Origin of the sequence: Pseudoalteromonas sp. Z9A6 (assembly GCF_011378805.1) — a bacterium.
In the GTDB taxonomy this organism is placed as follows: Bacteria; Pseudomonadota; Gammaproteobacteria; order Enterobacterales; family Alteromonadaceae; genus Pseudoalteromonas; species Pseudoalteromonas distincta.
Map to the genome: position 1 here is coordinate 130,553 of NZ_WTKZ01000001.1, position 19,906 is coordinate 150,458.

Genomic DNA, 19,906 nt, shown 5'->3' on the forward strand with positions numbered 1-19,906 from the left:
TTTATATCTAAATTTTATATGTAATTAAGCAACTTGATCCGTTACATCCGCAATTTGAATAAGTCTGCGATTAAGGATCTTTTTAGTACAACCACAACACTTACCGCATTGGCTGCCTACTTTAAGCTCTTTGGTTAATTCACGCATGGTCGTTGCACCATCGTCAATTGTTTGCTCAATTTTTTTATCAGTCACACCGTGACAAAGACAAATATACATCAATACAAACCGTGTTAATTACATTCAATAGATGCATACTAATCTAAACGACAATTGTTATCAATAGCTTCCTCACTAATAAATATAAATTATTTATTAAAAGATGGTATTTGTTCTCTTAACTATATTTACCTAAGAATAAAGTTATGGAATAATGGCCGCCTCTTAGGGGAGTAGCCCGCTCAGTAATGAGTAAACTTATCAACATAATTGCACCTCATGTGCATGGTAAGTTTGTAATGTTGTAGCAAGCGTTATCGGCGAGACCTAGGTAGACACTATCCTCATGGCGGGAGATAGTTGTTTGCCTTGGTTTAGTATTCCCGCCTGTAAGAATCAATAATGGAAGTTTTTTTAACCTCAACCGTCACTGTTACACTTGCCGAAATTGGCGATAAAACCCAGCTTTTATCACTCCTGTTAGCTGCCCGTTTTCGTAATAAAAGCGCACTTATTCTTGGTATTTTAGCCGCAACTTTACTCAATCATGGCCTATCAGCGTGGTTTGGGCAGTGGTTAAGTAATAGTTTTTCTTCTGAATATTTACCTTGGCTTGTAAACATCAGCTTTATTGTTGTTGGCCTTTGGCTATTAGTTCCAGACAAAGACGAAGATGTAAGTAGTAAATACGATAGCTACGGGGCTTTTTTAGTTGCTTTTGTATTATTTTTTATTGCAGAAATTGGTGATAAAACACAAATAGCGACAGTGTTGCTAGGCGCACAATATCAGTCTGTGTTTTGGGTAACGGTAGGAACCACGTTAGGTATGCTAATTGCTAACGTGCCTGTTATATATGCTGGTAATGCATTACTAAAAAGAATATCTCTAAACACCGTACGTGCTATTGCTGCTTGTGTGTTTGTGTCATTAGGTATTTATGGCTTAGTTACAATTTAATCAATGTTAAAGCTCGAACCTATTAATTTAAGTGCGAGCTTTAATTTTTTCTGCACGTTATTTACGCATTATTTACACAATAACATCCCTTGGTTTGTGTAATTAAGAGGTTTGAGTTAAAACCTGCAGCTAAATTAGTGACCGCAGTTTCAACAAAGCCACTTCCCTGGGCACACGCTAACCCTTCGGAGAGCGGCCCTGCATAAACAAAATCACCGTTTTTATTAATAATAACGGCGGCAGGCGTTGCCGGAATAACAAGTTTAAGCTTTGGTGTTAATTCAACTTGTACAACCTTCATAGCTTTATTGGCAGCAAAGGAGCTTAACGATGAAATATGCGGCTTGGCTTGTATGGTGCACCCGCAATTTTTTTCAGTTATAAGCACTAACGACGCTTCATTAGTGTCAACCCAGTCCAATTGCTTTTTAAAGTTATTAAACCAGTGCTTTTGCAATAAAACTTTTGAGCTATCAAACGGTTTAAGTTGCTCTAACTGAAAATAAACTAACCCTGCAACAACACAAACAAGCCATATAGTTATAAGCGAAAATACGAAAGTGTTAGATTTATTTAAACTTGGCAATGCTTTGCTCTAGTACATCTATACTTACATCAATTAGCTGCACTTTAGCGGTTAACTGCTGCACTATTTGCGTATCTTGGTATTGATTTTGTCGCATATTATCAGTACTACTTGCTATTAACTCAGTATTACCTGCTTGCTCAGCTACCACTTGTGCAACTGAGTCAGAGCTTGAAGACACAGCGGCTATTTGCTCGCTCATTGCCGAAATATTTTCTTTCATTGCAGCGCTAATACTTGTTAAATCAACTACGAAATTTACACACTGACTCATTGATTGCGTTGACGTTTTACTATTATTAACAAGATCTTTGAGTGTTACGCCTATTTTGTCGGTGGTTGCTTTACTGTGGTTCGCCAACGATCTCACTTCAGATGCGACAACTGCAAAACCTCGTCCATGTTCACCTGCACGGGCAGCCTCAATAGCAGCATTTAAAGCAAGTAAATTTGTTTGCTCAGCAATACCTGATATTTCATTAAGTAAGCCCGAAATAACATCGCCCGCTGCCACTAAGTGGTTTATTTTTTCTTCAGTATGATTAAGTAGTGTTAACAGCTCTCTACTTTTAGCGTCTGTTTGAAGTACTTCTTTTAATGCGTCGCTTGCAGCTTGTGTAATATGGTCTACTTGACGCTTAAGCACCTCACTTTCTTCTTCTACAAGCTTAAAACCATTAGCAACTTGAGCGCCAGAGTTAGCAATATCATTTGTTTGTTGTGTACGCTGCACTGCACCACCGGCCAGCTGATCATGAACATGTATAAGCTCTTGTGAGTTTTTTTGCAGTGATTCTGATTGAGTTTGTACCTGCTTAATAACATCAGATAAGTAATCTAGTAACGTGTTAAACCCTGCTACAGCCTGGCTTTTAGTGTCATCAGCGCGTAGAGATAGTTTAATATTCTCAGGATCTTTCATTATTTGCTCTGTCGCATAACTTAAAGATAAACCCGCACGACGTTCGCGTTGTAATGTTTTAGCTATATAACCTGCAACTAACACTTCAACTATTGCATATCCTGCATGTATAAGTACTGTAGTAAAAGCAAGCCTATCGGGGTCAAATACGTAGAAACCCGTATTTTGAGTTTGTAGATAATAAAAAGATAAATGGTGAACAGCTACAAAAATAATCGCGGTAATAAACACTCGCCACTGTACAAAAACAATTAACATGGGCATTAAAATAAATATTTCAAAATGTACTTCAATCAACCCAAAAGTTTGTTGTATGTGCAAAAATGAAAACATCATTATGGCCGCAGCCACCACATGCGGCGTTACAGGACTATCCCCCTGTGTGTTTAAAAGCCATATAGGTAACAAACACAATGGCAAACCTATCATAAAAGCCTGCGCTAACGTGTCGAAGTACAAACCAATAGCGATAGACTCGACAAACAAAAGACTGAAAATAATCGTAAATAACCGGCCAATACTAGACATAAGAACCTTAAAATTGTTGTTTGCATTATTGTTTATAAAAGCAGTCTGCAATATACGTACATAAACAAGTTTCAGTTCACTGAGCACAGTAATAAACTATCTGCACAACCATAAACATATTCAATTTACATTACATTCCGTCTACTTAATTATAGGCAGTATTTTTTTAAACGTAAGCGTTGCTGCTTTTTTTGTCCATTGAAAAATAACTATTTCAGCGCATGAAATTACCGCACCTGCTTGGCGTAATTGCTCAACTGCCAGGTTTTTATGTTCTGGATTTCTAGAACCAATTCCATCGTGTGCAACAATAATTTCAAAACCATTTTTAATTAAATCTAAGCATGTTTGTAAAACACACACATGTGCTTCAGTGCCAACAACAACAACTTGCTTTTTACCATAGCTTTTTAACTTATCAACAAAGCTAGGCTCTGCACACGCACTAAAGTACGTTTTATGAAGATACGTAGCATTAGGTAACGTATTTTTAATTTGCTGATTAGTCTCGCCCAACCCTTTGACATATTGCTCGGTTATTAAGACTGGGACACCGTGAATAATACCCGCCTGCGCTAACTGCAATGTACTTTTTAAAATATTCGGAAAGTCTTTAATTGCAGGAGCAAGCAACTCTTGTAAGTCTATTATTAATAACACGCTATTTTTTGCATCAATATTAGATAAAACCACTATACTCTCCTTATGAACATTAACTGTTATCTATATAGATTAGCTCACTATTTGAAAATAGAGCTTTTAACTTTACGTATATTATTTGTAATTAAAAAATAAAAACTTATGCTATATTTACTATCTAGCTAAGTATCATCCTATCCTCCACTGAGAGTGTTTATAAGTGCGTTTGAGCAAACTTTTTTTTCATATCACTATTGTTTTTTTGCTATGCATTCAAAGCACTTTTGCATCACAAAACTATGCTCAACAATTACAACGAATTTCTACTGACGAAGGCCTATCACAAAGTTACGTTTTGCAGACTCAAGAGGATGATATTGGTTATATTTGGATAGCAACCCAACAGGGTTTAAACCGTTTTGATGGATATAATGTAAAAACTTTTAGTGGCGGCTTTGGCCTAGATAAACACTATATTTATGCATTATTTAAAGCCGAAGACGGAAAAATCATTGTCTCAACAGACCTTTCTGGTGCTTATATAATAGATCCCCTCACTTTAAAAACCGAAAAAATCTATTCTGGTCAAATAGATAAAGAACAAAAAATGTTCTCTCCGATCTCTGCAATGACTCAGCAACAAGGTACTTTTTACTTCGCCATAGATGCCCAAATATATACATTTGATGAGACGAGTAAACGCTTCACATTTAAGCTAATCCTGCCAAATAAAGGTGACTACATTCGGTCATTAACAATATATAAAAACACTTTATATATTGGTACAAATGATGGTTTATACACTGCAAATATAGATAATTCAGAACTTGTAAAAATACCTCTTCATCCCCCTGAAAAAAATACGATAGATAATGTAAACGTCAAATTCTTAAGTGTTGATAATGAATTAGGATTACTTGTTGGTACTGTTGAAGGCATGTATCAATTAGCATTCGATAATAACAAAAATATATCTGCAGCAAATATTACAACTTTAATCCCTGATTATAATATATGGGATTATGCCAATACTGTTTACGGGGAGTTTGTAGCAACCCAAAGTGGATTGTTCAGTTATCACCGCGAAACCAAAGAACTAGAATTCGTATTAAATTATGAAAAAAGTAAGTTTAATATTAATGAAAACTCAATAAACGATCTAATGGTTGATAAGTCCGGCGTACTTTGGCTCGCATCTAGAACCCAGGGCGTGTTTACATGGCCAATTAAAACCCGACGGTTTAAACACATTACTTTACCCGGTAACAATACTATTCATGCCACCTACCAAGACAAAAATAATATTATTTGGTTAGGAACAGAAGATGGAATTGCACGGTACGACAAAGCAACAAATAAAAGTGATGTATATCTAAGCTCAACCGACTCAAAAGCAATATACGGGGCATCTGCCGTTTATGATATTTTTGCGTCTTCAATTGGTGATAATCAATTCCTTTGGCTTGTTACTTTCGATGGTTTTAAACTGTTTGATAAACAAACGGGTAAAATTATTGAAAATAAAGACACAGAAAAAGATGTAATTAACCAATCCAACTTATTTGGCTTTGCCCAGTTATCTGCAGACACATATGCATTTATGTCGGATGATAATTTTTATGTTTTTAATGAAACAACAGGAAAAACAAGAATTATTAAGGGGCTCAAAGAGCAAGTTGACCCTTTATTTTCTTATGCTTTTTATAAACCCCTCGACACACATCCTGAAGAGTTTGTACTTGGCACATCAAAAAGCTTCCTTAGGTACAACGAAAAAACGAAAACTTTAACGACTATATTTCAGTCTTTTAATCCTAAAGAAGATATTTTTTACACTGTAGAAAACTTTTACTTAGACTCAAAACGAAATATTTTATGGTTGGCAACCACCCACGAAGGCTTGCTTGGTGTTGACCCAGTTACTTATGAGAGAAAACACTACATAGGATTAAAAAATTCATTTAATACTGACTCTATCTATTCGTTACTTCCTGATAAAAACGGCTTTTTATGGGCAAGTACCGACAATGGTTTATATCAAATAAGCCTAGATACACTCAATGTGGTGAGTTATTCAGTAAAAGACGGGTTGAATATAAACCAATTTACTCCTATAGCAGCAACAACATTAAATGATGACCGGTTAATTTTTGGTAGCAATGCCGGAGCTCTACTGTTTAACCCTTTAGACTTTGATGAAAAAGAATTATTTAAAAAAAATAATGTAGCGATTACCGATATAAACCTTTTTACCAAAGAGCTCAATTATTACCCTCATAAATACCTTAGCCAACCACTTGATCTCAGTTATGAAGACATGGGCCTTACAGTTAGTTTTTCTAACTTTTCTTACCCTAATATTGATAAAGCATATTATAAAGTAATCCTTTCAGGGCCTACGTCTCTTACATATGAAGATTTACAATCTAATCAAGTGTTTTTCACAAAGCTTCAACCTGGTAATTACTCACTAAAAATATCAGCACATAATCGTGATGGTATTATTACAAGCGAGCCTACAACACTTAATATCAACGTGGCGTATGCTCCTTGAAGATCGCCCATTGCTATAGCCGCCTACATTATTTTAATTCTTGGGGTGTTATTTTTTGGCAGTATCGCAGCCGCCGAGTAGCAATTAAACAAGCCCATAGAGCGACTATTCATTCGCAAAAGCAAACAGAACTCGCGCTTAAAAATAATAAAAGCGGCGTATGGGATTATAACTTTAAAGACGCTTCCGTAAATACGCTCAGAGGAAGTGAATTAGGCTATACAGACTTACCTGAACGCGTGCATATAGATCAATTTTTAGCGCTTATACACCCAGACGATCGACGTCGTTTTGAAAACCAATGGGAAAACTACTTCAAGTACAAAAAACAACAAAACTGGCAAGCAACTTACCGTTTACAGCATAAAAATGGCCATTGGCTCTGGTATCAAGATACAGGACAAGTTATATACAATCCTCAAACAAATGAGCCTCTATATGTTTCTGGCATATATACCAATATCACCGAGCAACGAGCTAATGAGCAACAAGCAAAAATTTTAGGTGAAGCGTTTAGCCAAATAAACGATTGGTTACTTATACTCGATAAGCGTTTAATGCCATTTTCTGCGAACAATAGTTTTATTGAAACATTTTCAAACGAGCAAACGGCCACCAAAATTAGCCCTAAATTGTTTATTAAAGCAATTGGTAAAGATAAGTGCAGAGAGTTTGCTAGTATTTTAAAAAAATTAAAACCAACTGAAAACTGGCAAAGTGATGTTTATATAAGAACAGCAAAAAGTAACGAACATCCAATACATATAAGTGCCACAGCTGTAACAAAAGACACTGCAAGTTACTATGTGGTTGTTATTAAAGATTTAACTGAACAAAAACGTGCTGAAAACGAACTGCGCTATTTGGCTAATTTTGACCCTCTAACACATCTACCTAATCGTAGTTTAATGTATCAAAACATTGAAAAGGCGATTAAATATGCCGATAAAAACAATACCCAATGCGCATTATTATTTATTGATTTAGATAAGTTCAAACCTGTTAATGACTCTTTTGGTCATGCAGTAGGTGACAAGTTGTTATGTAATATTACCCAAAGAGTAAGCGGCATGCTTAGCGAAGACGCTATACTTGGCCGCCAAAGTGGTGATGAATTTTTAGTGCTGATTCAAAATATAAAATCACTCCAATCTCTTCGCGATACCGTAAGAAAAATTAGTAATGAATTAGCTAATAAAGTAATTATTGAAGACTTTTCTATTAATATTTCAGCAAGTATTGGCGTAGCTCTGTACCCATTCGATGCTATAACCACAGATATACTCATCCGTAATGCCGATGTTGCAATGATGCACGCTAAGCAAGGCGGGAGAAACGACTTTAAGTTTTTTAGCGATGAAATGAATGAGCTAATAAAACAAAAGTTACTGCTTGAAAATGATTTAAAAGATGCAGTAAAAGACAACCGATTTTTTAATCACTATCAGCCCATTATCGACATAGAAGAAAAAACAATAAATGGCGTGGAGTTACTCATGCGCTGGAAAAATCAAGGACAGTTGGTATCGCCAGCACTTTTTATACCGGTAGCAGAAGAAACCGGTTTAATAGAACTTCTTACTGAGCAAGCCTTGCACCGTTCACTAATTGAACTTGCACCTATACTCAGCGAAAACCCGTTGTTTTATATATCTTTAAACTTATCGCCTAAACACATTTTAAAAACAAACATAACACAGCGGCTGATGTCTATATTAGCTGACTCTCAAGTTCATCCAAGACAATTAAGGCTCGAAATAACAGAGAGTATTTTACTAGAAGATAAACTCAAAGCAGCCAAGCAGCTACAAAACTTAAAAGCTGCTGGGTTTAAATTATTACTTGATGATTTTGGTACTGGTTACTCGTCACTCACCTACTTGAGCCAATTTCCTATTAATGTTATTAAGATAGATCAAAGCTTTGTAAATAGTATTGGTATAGATAAGGGAGATGAATCAATTATTAAAACTATTTTTTCATTGGCAGAAAACTTAGATCTATACTGCATTGCAGAAGGAGTAGAAACGCGCGAACAGATGCTCTTTTTAGCCGAGGTTGGCTGCCATGTATTACAGGGTTATTACTTTGCAAAACCAATGAATGCTAAAGACTTACGTAAAAGCGATTGTTTTAGCAATATCATTGATTTGATTTGATTTGATTTGATTTGATTTGATTTGAAACATTAAAAGCGTGCTAATCATTATTACACGCTTTTATATTAATTAGATGCTATTAATGGATATGATGGCATTCATGGCTTTCAATTTGTAATACACTATTACGTACATTAAATTTTTCGGCTAACAATTGCTCTACCTTCATACGACACGCTTCATCATGTTTTTCAATCGTACAATGTTGTTTAAGGACAACGTGTGCGCCTACTACAATACCATTATACTTGCGCGTTACAGTGACGTTATGGACATTATAAACATGTTCCATATCTGTAATTTTACTTTTAATATCTGCAACTTTAGGAAGTTTGGCCTTATTTAAGCGTAAACCTTTTATACAACTAATAATGACCTTAACACCGGTAAACAACACGAAAGAGGCGATTAACATGCTCGATAAAATATCGATAACAACCCAGCCCGTAAAATATATAAGAATACCAGCCACAAATGTCGATACGGTAGAAATCAAATCAAAGAATGAATGTAAAAATACCGCGTAAACATTAATACTCGCTTTGCGGCCTTTATATAAAACCCATGCAGCAGCACCATGAAACAAAAAACCAATAGCAGCAATAACCGACATTAAATAACTATTAATAGCCAGCTCATTTCCTTCATGCTGGTGTATATAGCGCTCACCACCTTCATACAAAATAATTAAACTGATTGCTAGGTATAAAAATCCGTTCACCAGACCACCCAAAAGCTCGGCTCTTTGATGACCATCGTTATAAGTTTTAGCAAAATGAATAGCGAGACTTGATGCAATCAGTGCGATGAATAACGAGCTATTGTGAACAAACAAATGCCCCGCATCGGCAAGTACAGCAAGCGAATTAGAATAATAAGCACCTATAACCTGAATTACCATAAACGAACACGTAATTGCTAGCGCAATAAGTAACCGACGACGAGAAGCTTGGTGTGTAGTGATTTCTGTCATGAAATGCTTGAATAACCTATACTTAAAGTGCAAATAAACCAAAGATGGCTTAGAGTAGAAAAGGGTAATGATATACAGTATCAATTATAATACGTACTGCCCTCAAACGCACTAAAAACTTAGTAAATCAAAAAAAATGTGCTAATAATTAGTAGGGCTTGTTGAACTTCGGTGGTTGGATTTGCAGTAGTATTTTTGGTTTTGAGGCAAGGCAGAGTCTATGTAGTGTAGCTATTCCCCATAAATAGGCGATAACGCAGCATAAATACCAAGCATGAGCTGCCCTTTGAGCTCGATCTAAGGACGATTAACACGCCCAAGTAAAAACAATAAAAATACAATAGATAACAATTTAATTGTGGCTTAAACACATGGAGAGTTGAGTGAGTAATAACCTATCAAATGAAATATGGCGAAACTTGGAGTTACTGCCGTTTTGTGTATTACTTTATGATGCCAATGAAAATATATTTAAAGTTAACAGCCAAGCACAGGGCTTGTTTGGCTTAAGAAATAAATCACATTTTAATAAAATTGATTTTTCACACATCACTTTGACCAATCATCACAGTAAAAAAGAACTATTAGTCGAGGAGCTATTCTTTGATTATTTCACTGCAAATAACCAATGCCAGTTTGTTTTATCAAAACAGGTATCTAAATTGCTACTCAATGTAAAATTTGCAAAATTACCTAACTCAAGCTCCATTATTATAATCGATGTATTGAATAATAATGTAGATGAACAATATGATTTTGATAATATTATTTCGAACATATCAACTGACTTAATTGATATTCAAAACGACGACGTTGCTAAGCATATCAACTACGCATTAAAAGCTATTGGTACCGTTTGCCACGCAGATAGAAGTTATCTTTTTAAGTTTGCCGAGGATGGTAAAACCATAAATAACACCCACGAATGGGTCAATAATGATATACAAGCATTTAAAGAGGACTTACAAAACCTTCCGAAAAGCGATCTCCCATATTTTTTTAGTTTGATGGCACGTACTCACTTATTTAGAGTTAACGATGTAACGTCGTTACCCATTCAAGCAATGAGCGAAAAAACAATTTTCCAGCGACAAAAAATAAAATCAGTACTTTGCATTGGATTACGTTATGACAAAGATCTGGTTGGCTTTATAGGCTGTGATTGCGTTGTTCAAAAGCGAAACTGGACTGATTTAGACCTTATTCGCCTAAGGTTAGTAGGTGAAATGCTTGCTAATGCTTTCAAAAATTTAAATTATAAGCAAGAGCTTCAACAAACTCAGCAGCAACTCATTAACGCCAACCAAAAACTCAATAAGCAAGTCAATACTGATGGCCTTACAAACATTGCTAATAGACGCTGTTTTGATCAGACTTTAAAATGCGAAATTAAGCGCTGTGCACGTAATAAGGAACCCATTAGTTTAATTATGTGTGATATTGATTTTTTTAAGCGTTATAACGATAACTATGGGCATCAGCTTGGCGATGAAGTGCTAAAGCGAGTGGCCAAAGCGCTACACAATATTTGTAAACGGGAAGGTGATCTAGCAGCTCGTTTCGGGGGTGAAGAATTTGCGATAGTTTTACCTGCAGTCGACACAGAACACTGTCAAAGGTTTGCTGTTCTTATTCAGGAAAAAATCGCAGAACTCGCAATTGAACATAATTTTTCAAGTGCTAGTAATTACCTTTCTTTGAGTATTGGATTTTATAGCCTTATACCCAATCAAAAAACAACATCTAAAGAAGTTATAACTAACGCCGACATAGCCCTTTATAACGCAAAAGAAACAGGCAGAAATAAAATAGCCAGTTTTTAAAAAACCGACTAAGTCGGCGCGCTACAGTGAGTTTTAGTGGTTAAAAGTTCGCTGTAGTGACAATCTATACACGCTTAAGTTATAAACAATACAACCACTCAACGTTTAATTATTAACACAAAACAGCGCCTTCTCCATAGAGTACTTTGGAGTACTAATCAGCTATCACTAAATATAACACCTCACTAATTGTTGATGGAGTTAATTTACTTATCAGTGATTGACGCTTACAAAGCTAAGTATGGCGTTGAAATGAGGTCCCAGGTACAGAACAAGGTTTAACTACACATCAATACTCTGGTATCAGCTGGAAACTCAAAAGTGAGCAACCAATTATCGCCGGTACTGAGGTTTTAGTAACCAAAAAAGAAGTGGGTGTTATGTGGGTTACGCCTAAAAGCTAATCATCACTGTAAATTACAAGTCACAGTAAAACGGGCGGCTCAAACTGCCCTTTTTTTATACCGGAGATCTGAAATACAGCGCCTTGTTCACTAACAGTATTATTAATCGCTTCATCAAATGCCGATGTCACAAGTAACAATTCAGCATTTTCACCACCAAATGCGGTGCATGTCGGTTTTATTGCACAAAGCTTTATTGTTTTAATTAGCTCACCGTCTGGGGATAAACATATAACACACCCCATTCCCCACACAGCTAGCCACAAATTACCTAATTGGTCGGTTACGCAGCCATCGGGATCAACATCAGTATTATTAAATTGATAAAAAACACGTGGCTCAGAGCAAGGTTCGCCAGTTTGCTCATCCAAATCTAATACATAAATACAACTCGTTAAAGAGTCGCAGTAATAACCGCGTAAACGTGGCTTATCAAAGCACAATCCATTTGGGATACTCAAGTTACTTACAACGACTTTAAGCTGGTGTTTATAATAACGGTATATTTTACCGTCACCTTTTTTAGCATTTACGTCCATTGTACTTAACCAAAAACCACCCCATGGATCAGCGCGGCCGTCGTTTGAACGTCGATTTAGCTGTGTATTTTCAATACTAAGGATAAGATGGCGAGTGCTTGAATTAATATGGTATTTGTATATACCAGTACTTGTACCTAGCAATAAGTGCTGCTCATCAATCCACGCTATTGCACTGAGCGTATCGGGCATATTCACGGTTTTTAGTTGGCTTTTGCTGTGTATATTTTTGCTTAAAAGTAATTTTTTATTTATATCGACCCAAAAAAAAGTGTTCAGCATAGGATGCCAAAGAGGACTTTCTGCAAGCTGACTCTGTGTGCTTTCAAAAATGGTTACGCTAGGATCAAACATAAGTAATTATTCTTTATTACTAACAAAGCCTTGTAATACTAAACCTTACCAGAAAACAGTGAATTTCGCGATGTGTACCCGGCTTTAATTTTTTATCATCTTCAGTAATCTCTATCGCATTTTTTAGACTGAGTTGATAACATCAAATTTCATAAAAAGGATTGGCCATGAACAACAATAATAAAAACACACTCGTCGTTGAAGGCGGTGCAATGCGCGGTATATTTGCCGCAGGTGTGCTTGATGAGTTTTTAAAACAGCAATATCAGCCGTTTGAACGCTATTTTGGTGTTTCAGCCGGGGCAACTAATATAGCCGCATTTTTATGCAAACAACCAATGCGAAATTATAAAGTGATTACTGACTACTCATGCCGTCCTGAATTTATTAATTTAGCGCGCTTTATTAAAGGTGGTCATTTATTTGATTTAGATTGGTTATGGCAAGAAACTATTCGCGAAATACGCCTTCATACGGAGGTCTTTGAGCAAACTCCACACGATTTTTATATTGTATCTACGGCAATCGAATCAGGCAAAGCACACTATTTAAAGGCCACCAGCGCCGATATGGTGGATCAATTAAAAGCATCATGCGCTATACCCATTGCATATCGTGACTACCCTATTATTAATGACATAGCGATGACCGATGGCGGTGTTGCTGATTCAATTCCGGTAATAAAAGCTTACGAAATGGGTGCACGCGAAATCACCGTTATTTTGTCTCAATGTTTAGGCTATCGTAAAAAACCAAGTAAGGCACCTTGGCTCACTAAAAAAATGTATAAAAACTATCCCGCATTAATTCAAACGACCTTAAACAGGGCTGATTTTTATAATAAGTCTATCGATTTTATTATGAATCCACCTAATGACTGCAAAATCAATATCATTGCACCACCGGCTAATTTTAAAGTTGGGCGTACCACTAAAAAGTTTGAAATACTTAATAGTGGTTACAACATGGGAGTTGATACTGCTAAGGTCTTTTTAGCTAAATAACTGCATTATTTAACCTAATAATTGCGGTGCTTTACCCGCAATAACTGCGGTTAGTAAACCAGCTAACATAGCTCCCACAACGGTGCATATTGCACCGCCTAAAATACCGTAAACACTCATAAAACATATCAGTGCTAAACCAAATAGCAGTGCACTTAAAAATGTTTTAGTCGCTAATGTAAGTGTGTTTTTTCGTAGGTTGAGCATCATGAGTAGTAAACTTACCATCGCAATTGTAATTAGTAGCTCGTTCATACGGGTTGTACCTCAATTTGTAATTTTTGTGTGTTTTTTATTTTTAAGGCAACAAACATACACACGATACCCACCACCATAAAGCTTATATCTACTACCGCGACAAGCGAGCTATTAAGGTTAATAACATTGCTAACGCCAAGTAAAATATTAAGTGGCAGCACCAAAGCAAGCGAAGCGCCGCATAGTAAAAGTGTCAGCTTAAAATAGTTTTTATAACCTATGGGCAATACACTTAATAGTAACCATGCCAACCACGTATAAAAGAACACGGGTCCAAAAAAGCTATTTTGCGCCACACCAACAACGCTATAATTAAGTAAAACTTGCACAGGAAATAGCACAAAGCTTGCTAATACCAAACCGCCACAACTGCCAATAATAAAACGATTCCAGCGTGCATATGCCTGCATACTCAGTGAAGGGCTACTGCCACGTGTGCGCTTTGTTAGCCACATCATCATGCCCGAAATAGGTAAAAGCGCAGTACTTAAGCCAAGCAATACCCAAAGTAATTTTACAAACACTCCTGCAAAGTTCCCAAAGTGCAGCGGAAACATCAACTCAATTACTTTTATCGAAACACCTGAAATATCACCAAAACTACTCATCGACTGCACAAACTCACCATTGCCCTGATAATGCAGTAACTGAGAAGCAACAGCCTCGCCACCTAACAAACGCAAATATACCTGCGCATTCGCATCGTTATGCGCCATTATTGTGACATCCCTAATTATTGCTTCAGGGTAACGACTATGAGCATGCTCTAAAATAGTGTCTATTTTTGTAGGTTGCTTAATGTGGCTAACTACAGGTTCAGGAATGGCAGTAAACGTTTCTATTAACTTATCTTGATCGCCACCAAAGCTCACAAACGCAGCTGCTGGTAGTAAAATAACGGTCGCGAGCCCTAAAAATGATCCTGTAAAACCAATCACAATATTAAATACGCTGCCCCAAATACCTATAACCTTATGAGCATCGCTTACTGCAATATCTAACCCTTTATCTCGCCTAAACGTAAAGAGCTCTTTTATCAATTTGCGATGAATAAACAAGCCTGTCACTGCACTTACTAAAAGCGTTAAACCTAAAAACCCAGTGAGTATTAACCCAATTGGTCGCCCTAAATGCAAATCTGCATGAAACTCACCTATATAAGTTGGCGCATCCGTTTTTTTATTGGCGTAAAACTCTTTACTAGGCCCATAGTAAGTATTTTCCAGCGCCAACGTATCGGGATGAAATTGAAATACTCTGGCCACCTCTTGGTCGTAATTTTCATCGCCATGGTGGGATTCAAATAACAACGTTAACAAATGAAAGTTATGCCCACTTGGTAAAAACACATGAATGTTTTCGCCAAATTCACTAGGTACTTTTTTATGGTATTCGTTTACTAGTCGGTTAATTTGCGCGCTGGCAACGTATTGGCTAGATTGTAGTTCTGGGTTAGCCCATATTTTTAACTCAGGTCGCGACAGAACTGCTAACGCCCCACTAAATGCAACAATAAATAGCAGTACCGCAGTAATAATTCCTACCCAGCTATGTAATAAAAATAGCTTTTTTAACGTAATCGACTTCATCCCTGCCCCTGCGTTAACGCCCAAAAACTCAATAAACCATGTAATACACACAATGCAATCATTACTACAAAAGGTTGCCATACTTTTTGCGCCAAATACGCATAAATAAACAACGCAGTCCAAATAACAGGAAAGAGTAAAATAGGCAGTAATATTTGTTCATTCATTTGAAACGGTAAATAGGTTGTCATACCCGGAATCATTATTACCGCTGTAACTAGCGCTAATACACACGCAATTAAGTGCCTTCGCCGTGTAGCTGTAAACGTTTTTTTATTATTCATTATTCGCTCAATAAATTTGCCCAAACATATACAAAACAGTACATACAAATGATAACGATTGTTATTATATTGTGCATTTACTGCTTAATGCAATTTATTAAACACATTAAGTCTAAAAATACTGTTGGTTTGCTTTAAGAGCTTTTATGCTACGCCTCGCAATTTAGGTACGCAGTAATGCGTCATTTCAGTTAAGCCGAGTTCGGGCTTTTTAATTTTTCAGGAAGCAGTAAACCGTGGATATAATTAACGCGATTATTTTAGGTATTATTGAAGGTATAACAGAATTTTTACCCATATCATCAACCGGGCACTTAATTGTAGCGTCAAAGTGGTTAGGCATTGAATCAACAGACACTAACCTCGCCTTCGAAGTCATTATTCAACTTGCCGCCATTTTAGCGGTACTAGCTAACTATAAAGACAAGTTTAGCCCTAAACATTTTAATTTATGGATTAAAGTTGCCATTGCATTTATTCCTTTGGGTATTATTGGTTTTATATTTAGTGATGTAATAAAAACACTGTTTAGCGTACCGGTAGTAGGTGTTATGTTTATTGTAGGCGGTGTGATTTTTTTACTATTAGAGCGCAGTTATAAAGAGGCTCACTGCACAACTACCGATGTAACCCAAGTTACTTATAAACAAGCACTTTGGATTGGCGTAGCACAAGTATTTGCGTTAGTTCCAGGGACTAGTCGTGCTGGAAGTTCTATTGTTGGTGCCATGTTGTGTGGTTTAAACCGAAAAACCAGCGCTGAATTTTCATTTTTACTTGGTTTACCTGTACTTGCAGCAGCCTCAGGGTACGACTTACTTAAACATTACCAACTGTTTAGCTTAGATGACCTAACTGCCCTTGCTGTGGGTTTTTTAACGTCTTTTATAGTTGCTTATTTTACTATTAAACTATTCATACGCTTTCTAGAAAATTTCACTTTTGTTAGTTTTGGTCTTTACCGAATCGTATTTGGTGTTATTTTACTAACTAACCTGAATTCTGGTTAAGAGATTTAAAAACACTATAAATAATAACGATATTTAAGTCTGTTTCTCTCTAGCTAGAAATTTTTGGTGAAAACAAGGCGAATTTACGCGTCAATAGCTGGTCTATTGCAAGGAAATTCAACGCAGTTAGCGCTAAAAATAGCTGCTTGAGATAGATTTATTATCCAGAACTCAGGTTAACTATAGCCTACACATAAGAGAATATTATGAGCGAAAAAATAAACGAAGAAGCACTCCACGCCCTAAAAATAGCTTTTACTTACATGCCTAAAGCGATTGAAGTGACAAAGTATGAATATGGCGAGCGCTACCAAAGCGTACTTGATCACATTGAGGCTGTACGTGAAACACTGCTTATTAACGATGTTGACCCAGAGGAAGTAGGCGGCGATATCAACCCGCAATATACCCCAAATTCAACGTATTAAAAGTATACCGCTGAGTATTATATGCTCGGCGGCATGCTGCGCTATATACAAGGGCCGGTTTATCTTTCGAGGTTAAATTTGCAGCAGAGTGTTTGGTATTTAGGCAAGGCAGAGCCTATTTAGTGTGGTTATTCCCCATAAATAGGCGATAACGCAGCATAAATGCCAAACATGCGTTGCCCTTTGGGTTCTGCCTAGGGACAATTTTTAATCCTGAAAGGTCAACAGGCCCTACTACTATTAATAAACCACTAACTTAGTTCATAAAAACATAAGGTTATAAAATTTAATACGTATCAATTTTAGTTATTAGTAATTAAAACTGCTAAACTGGATTTTAAATTAATACCAATGCCCTTATTGGCCTATGTATTATATAAATTGAACAAAAGCTTACGGGGTGTTTTCTTTTGAATTTTTTACGATGTTTTCACGATATAGTTTCTAATCAATCTCTTGATTTTGAAAATAAAATTAATAAGCTCTTAGTGTTTGGGTTAGAAGTTTTTGACCTTGAGCTAGGTATTATTAGTAAAGTAGATAAAAACAGCTACACCGTTTTATATGCCAAAACCCCTGACAACTCACTTTTACCCGGTACCGTGTTTGAATTACAAGGCACCTATTGCGTACATACGCTCGCTGCTGGCTCTGCACTTGCCTTTCATAAAGCATCTCAAAGTGCAATTGCAAACCACCCCTGTTATATAAACTTTCAGTTAGAGTCTTATATTGGCGCGCCAATAAAAATTGGTGATAAAATATTTGGCACCGTTAACTTTTCATCCGCAAAAGACTCCCTCGCTTTTAACGATGATGCTTATGACTACATCGAATTATTTGCACAATGGCTTGGATCGGAATTTGCTCGCACCCAAGCTAAAGAACAACTCATAAAAAATAGTAATACTTTATTAAAGTTAGAGCACATTGCAAATATAGGCACGTGGGAAGTTGATCTAATCTCCGATAAAATTACCTGGAGTGAGCAAACCTACCTCATACATGAGGTGGATGAACAATTTCAACCGCAAATGAATTCTGCAATCGAGTTTTATAAAGAAGGCCCAAGTCGTGAAGGCATTACTCGCGCGGTAGAATTAGCCATAGAAAAAGGCAAAAAATGGAATTTAGAACTAGAAGTAGTAACCGCTAAAAATAAACACTTATGGGTGGCTACCTTTGGTGAGGCCGAATTTGATGAAGGCCGATGCGTGCGGTTATTTGGCACCTGCCAAGATGTAACCGAATCAGTAATGCTACGAGAAGAGCTTAAACAAAAGCAAGCTCAAGCAGAGCGCCTACTTGAAGACAGAAGCATGCTATTTGCTAAAATCAGCCACGAATTAAGAACCCCACTCAATGGTATTACAGGTATGCTTACAACATTAATCGACGAGCATAGTGAAGAAGTGCGTGCCGAAAAAATTAAAATCGCACTTAGAAGCGCCGATATTTTACTCAGTATAATTAACGAAGTTCTCGATTTTTCTAAAATTAATCATGGTGAGCTAAAGCTTGAACCTACTGACTTTTTACTAAAAACAATTTTTACCGATTTAACTTCTTTGTATACACCTCTATTTAAAAACACGCATGTAACGCTACAAGTAAATAATACAATTGATGACAACTGCTGGGCGTTTAGCGACAACACACGCCTTAGCCAAATAACCTCTAACTTACTAAGCAATGCGCTGAAATTTACTGAAAATGGTTCAGTTACATTAAACACAAACCTTTCTAAAATAAAAAATAAGCTAATTTTAAATATTGAAGTGTCTGATACCGGCCGAGGAATGAGTAAAGGCTTTTTAGAATCACTGTTTTCTCCTTTTTCTCAAGAAGTAGATGCTAAAAATTCAAAAGGTGGAACAGGCCTTGGCCTTGCAATAGTAAAAGAACTTGTTGAATATATGGGCGGCAAAATAAAGGTAAAAAGTACACCTAATAAAGGCACTACGTTTTTAGTAAATATTCCTATTGAGCAAGGGACAGAACAAAAACAAGAAAGTCTTAAATCAACGTTAGATATCAACGGCAGTGAACTATCAGTGCTTGTAGTAGATGATAACGACATTAATAGGTTGGTACTTCATGCTTCTTTAGGCAAACTTAATATAAAAGCCGACTCTGCAGTTGATGGCCAAGATGCTGTATTAAAATGTCGCCAAAAACATTATGACCTTATTTTTATGGACTGCATAATGCCCATACTCGATGGATTTGAGGCAACAAAGCAGCTTAGATCAGAAAACATCTGCTCGCATGAAGAAACCTACATAGTGGCTATAACTGCTAATACTTCATCACAAGACAAACTTGCCTGCAAACAAGCCGGTATGGATATGTTTATATCAAAACCGTTTAAACTACCCATACTTGAAAAAGCGGTTATTAACGCGCTTGAGCATACAGCTAAAGTTAGCTAACGTTTGTAGTCAACTGATTGGTTATATAGGATATAAAATGAAAAACATAATTAGAACTATATTACTAACAGTACTTATTGTTGCAGTATTTAAAGGCGTTTCCACTGGGCAATGGAGCTCATCAATAACAATAGTTATCGTATCAGGCGTATTGCTGTTAGTTACATTTATCAGTGCTAAGTCATCACGTGGATCATCCGCTTATACTGGCAGTGACTCATCAGTTTCCTCTAGCAGTAACTCATCGCATTCTCATACAAATTGTAGCGGCGGCGATTCTGGTGGTGGGTGCGATTAAATC

16 protein-coding genes and 2 pseudogenes are annotated in these 19,906 nt (G+C 36.5%); 9 read left to right on the forward strand and 9 right to left on the reverse strand.

The features are described from left to right. Nucleotides 1-24 precede the first annotated feature (24 nt). Nucleotides 25-219: a (2Fe-2S)-binding protein gene (locus GQR53_RS00555; protein ID WP_002960627.1), complete on the reverse strand. Its 195-nt coding sequence runs from the start codon at nucleotides 217-219 to the stop codon at nucleotides 25-27. Nucleotides 220-561: 342 nt separating this feature from the next. On the opposite strand from GQR53_RS00555, the gene GQR53_RS00560 reads away from it, so the two are divergent. Beyond that, nucleotides 562-1,119 (forward strand): TMEM165/GDT1 family protein, encoded by a 558-nt coding sequence (locus GQR53_RS00560; protein WP_024605680.1) that lies wholly within the window; start codon nucleotides 562-564, stop codon nucleotides 1,117-1,119. A 61-nt stretch (nucleotides 1,120-1,180) separates the two neighbouring features. On the opposite strand, the gene GQR53_RS00565 is transcribed toward GQR53_RS00560, so the two are convergent. From GQR53_RS00565 to GQR53_RS00575, 3 genes are all read right to left on the reverse strand, one after another. Next, on the reverse strand, nucleotides 1,181-1,705 hold the full coding sequence (locus GQR53_RS00565) for a DUF6436 domain-containing protein (protein ID WP_165742564.1): 525 nt from the start codon (nucleotides 1,703-1,705) through the stop codon (nucleotides 1,181-1,183). Further along, nucleotides 1,689-3,155, reverse strand: coding sequence for a methyl-accepting chemotaxis protein (locus tag GQR53_RS00570; RefSeq protein ID WP_165742565.1), 1,467 nt, complete (start codon nucleotides 3,153-3,155; stop codon nucleotides 1,689-1,691). The genes GQR53_RS00565 and GQR53_RS00570 overlap by 17 nt, the downstream gene beginning before the upstream one ends. 141 nt (nucleotides 3,156-3,296) lie before the next feature. Next, nucleotides 3,297-3,848: a hydrolase gene (locus GQR53_RS00575; protein ID WP_165742566.1), complete on the reverse strand. Its 552-nt coding sequence runs from the start codon at nucleotides 3,846-3,848 to the stop codon at nucleotides 3,297-3,299. Nucleotides 3,849-4,014: 166 nt separating this feature from the next. On the opposite strand from GQR53_RS00575, the pseudogene GQR53_RS00580 reads away from it, so the two are divergent. Further along, a pseudogene (locus GQR53_RS00580) lies at nucleotides 4,015-8,507 on the forward strand (EAL domain-containing protein). 79 nt (nucleotides 8,508-8,586) lie between these two features. Here the strand turns inward: GQR53_RS00580 and GQR53_RS00585 are convergent. Continuing rightward, nucleotides 8,587-9,480, reverse strand: coding sequence for a cation diffusion facilitator family transporter (locus GQR53_RS00585; RefSeq protein WP_165742567.1), 894 nt, complete (start codon nucleotides 9,478-9,480; stop codon nucleotides 8,587-8,589). Between the two features lie 383 nt (nucleotides 9,481-9,863). On the opposite strand from GQR53_RS00585, the gene GQR53_RS00590 reads away from it, so the two are divergent. Continuing rightward, nucleotides 9,864-11,303 (forward strand): diguanylate cyclase, encoded by a 1,440-nt coding sequence (locus tag GQR53_RS00590; protein WP_165742568.1) that lies wholly within the window; start codon nucleotides 9,864-9,866, stop codon nucleotides 11,301-11,303. A gap of 266 nt (nucleotides 11,304-11,569) precedes the next feature. After that, nucleotides 11,570-11,707, forward strand: a pseudogene (locus tag GQR53_RS20705) (NfeD family protein); the annotation flags it as partial. A 20-nt stretch (nucleotides 11,708-11,727) separates the two neighbouring features. On the opposite strand, the gene GQR53_RS00600 reads toward GQR53_RS20705, so the two are convergent. Continuing rightward, nucleotides 11,728-12,600 (reverse strand): SMP-30/gluconolactonase/LRE family protein, encoded by an 873-nt coding sequence (locus tag GQR53_RS00600; protein WP_165742569.1) that lies wholly within the window; start codon nucleotides 12,598-12,600, stop codon nucleotides 11,728-11,730. Nucleotides 12,601-12,767: 167 nt separating this feature from the next. Between GQR53_RS00600 and GQR53_RS00605 the strand changes: the two genes are divergently transcribed. After that, nucleotides 12,768-13,604, forward strand: coding sequence for a patatin family protein (locus GQR53_RS00605; protein ID WP_165742570.1), 837 nt, complete (start codon nucleotides 12,768-12,770; stop codon nucleotides 13,602-13,604). A 9-nt stretch (nucleotides 13,605-13,613) separates the two neighbouring features. Here the strand turns inward: GQR53_RS00605 and GQR53_RS00610 are convergent, their stop codons facing one another. From GQR53_RS00610 to GQR53_RS00620, 3 genes are read right to left on the reverse strand one after another with little or no spacing between them, the layout of a single operon-like run. Next, on the reverse strand, nucleotides 13,614-13,859 hold the full coding sequence (locus GQR53_RS00610) for a hypothetical protein (RefSeq protein ID WP_007581829.1): 246 nt from the start codon (nucleotides 13,857-13,859) through the stop codon (nucleotides 13,614-13,616). Next, a complete protein-coding gene (locus tag GQR53_RS00615; RefSeq protein ID WP_206013068.1) occupies nucleotides 13,856-15,451 on the reverse strand; it encodes a PepSY-associated TM helix domain-containing protein in 1,596 nt (531 codons plus the stop codon). The genes GQR53_RS00610 and GQR53_RS00615 overlap by 4 nt, the downstream gene beginning before the upstream one ends. Continuing rightward, entirely contained in the window at nucleotides 15,448-15,735 is a 288-nt protein-coding gene (locus tag GQR53_RS00620; RefSeq protein WP_024600574.1) for a hypothetical protein, read from the reverse strand. The genes GQR53_RS00615 and GQR53_RS00620 overlap by 4 nt, the downstream gene beginning before the upstream one ends. Before the next feature lie 236 nt (nucleotides 15,736-15,971). On the opposite strand from GQR53_RS00620, the gene GQR53_RS00625 reads away from it, so the two are divergent. The 4 genes from GQR53_RS00625 (at nucleotide 15,972) to GQR53_RS00640 (ending at nucleotide 19,903) form a co-directional block, all read left to right on the forward strand. Beyond that, a complete protein-coding gene (locus GQR53_RS00625) occupies nucleotides 15,972-16,745 on the forward strand; it encodes an undecaprenyl-diphosphate phosphatase (RefSeq protein WP_165742571.1) in 774 nt (257 codons plus the stop codon). Between the two features lie 206 nt (nucleotides 16,746-16,951). Continuing rightward, the gene (locus GQR53_RS00630) at nucleotides 16,952-17,173 is read left to right on the forward strand and encodes a hypothetical protein (RefSeq protein ID WP_007581825.1); all 222 of its coding nucleotides are present in this window, start codon (nucleotides 16,952-16,954) and stop codon (nucleotides 17,171-17,173) included. Between the two features lie 410 nt (nucleotides 17,174-17,583). Further along, entirely contained in the window at nucleotides 17,584-19,605 is a 2,022-nt protein-coding gene (locus GQR53_RS00635; RefSeq protein ID WP_165742572.1) for an ATP-binding protein, read from the forward strand. Between the two features lie 37 nt (nucleotides 19,606-19,642). After that, on the forward strand, nucleotides 19,643-19,903 hold the full coding sequence (locus GQR53_RS00640; RefSeq protein WP_010555288.1) for a hypothetical protein: 261 nt from the start codon (nucleotides 19,643-19,645) through the stop codon (nucleotides 19,901-19,903). Nucleotides 19,904-19,906 lie beyond the last annotated feature (3 nt).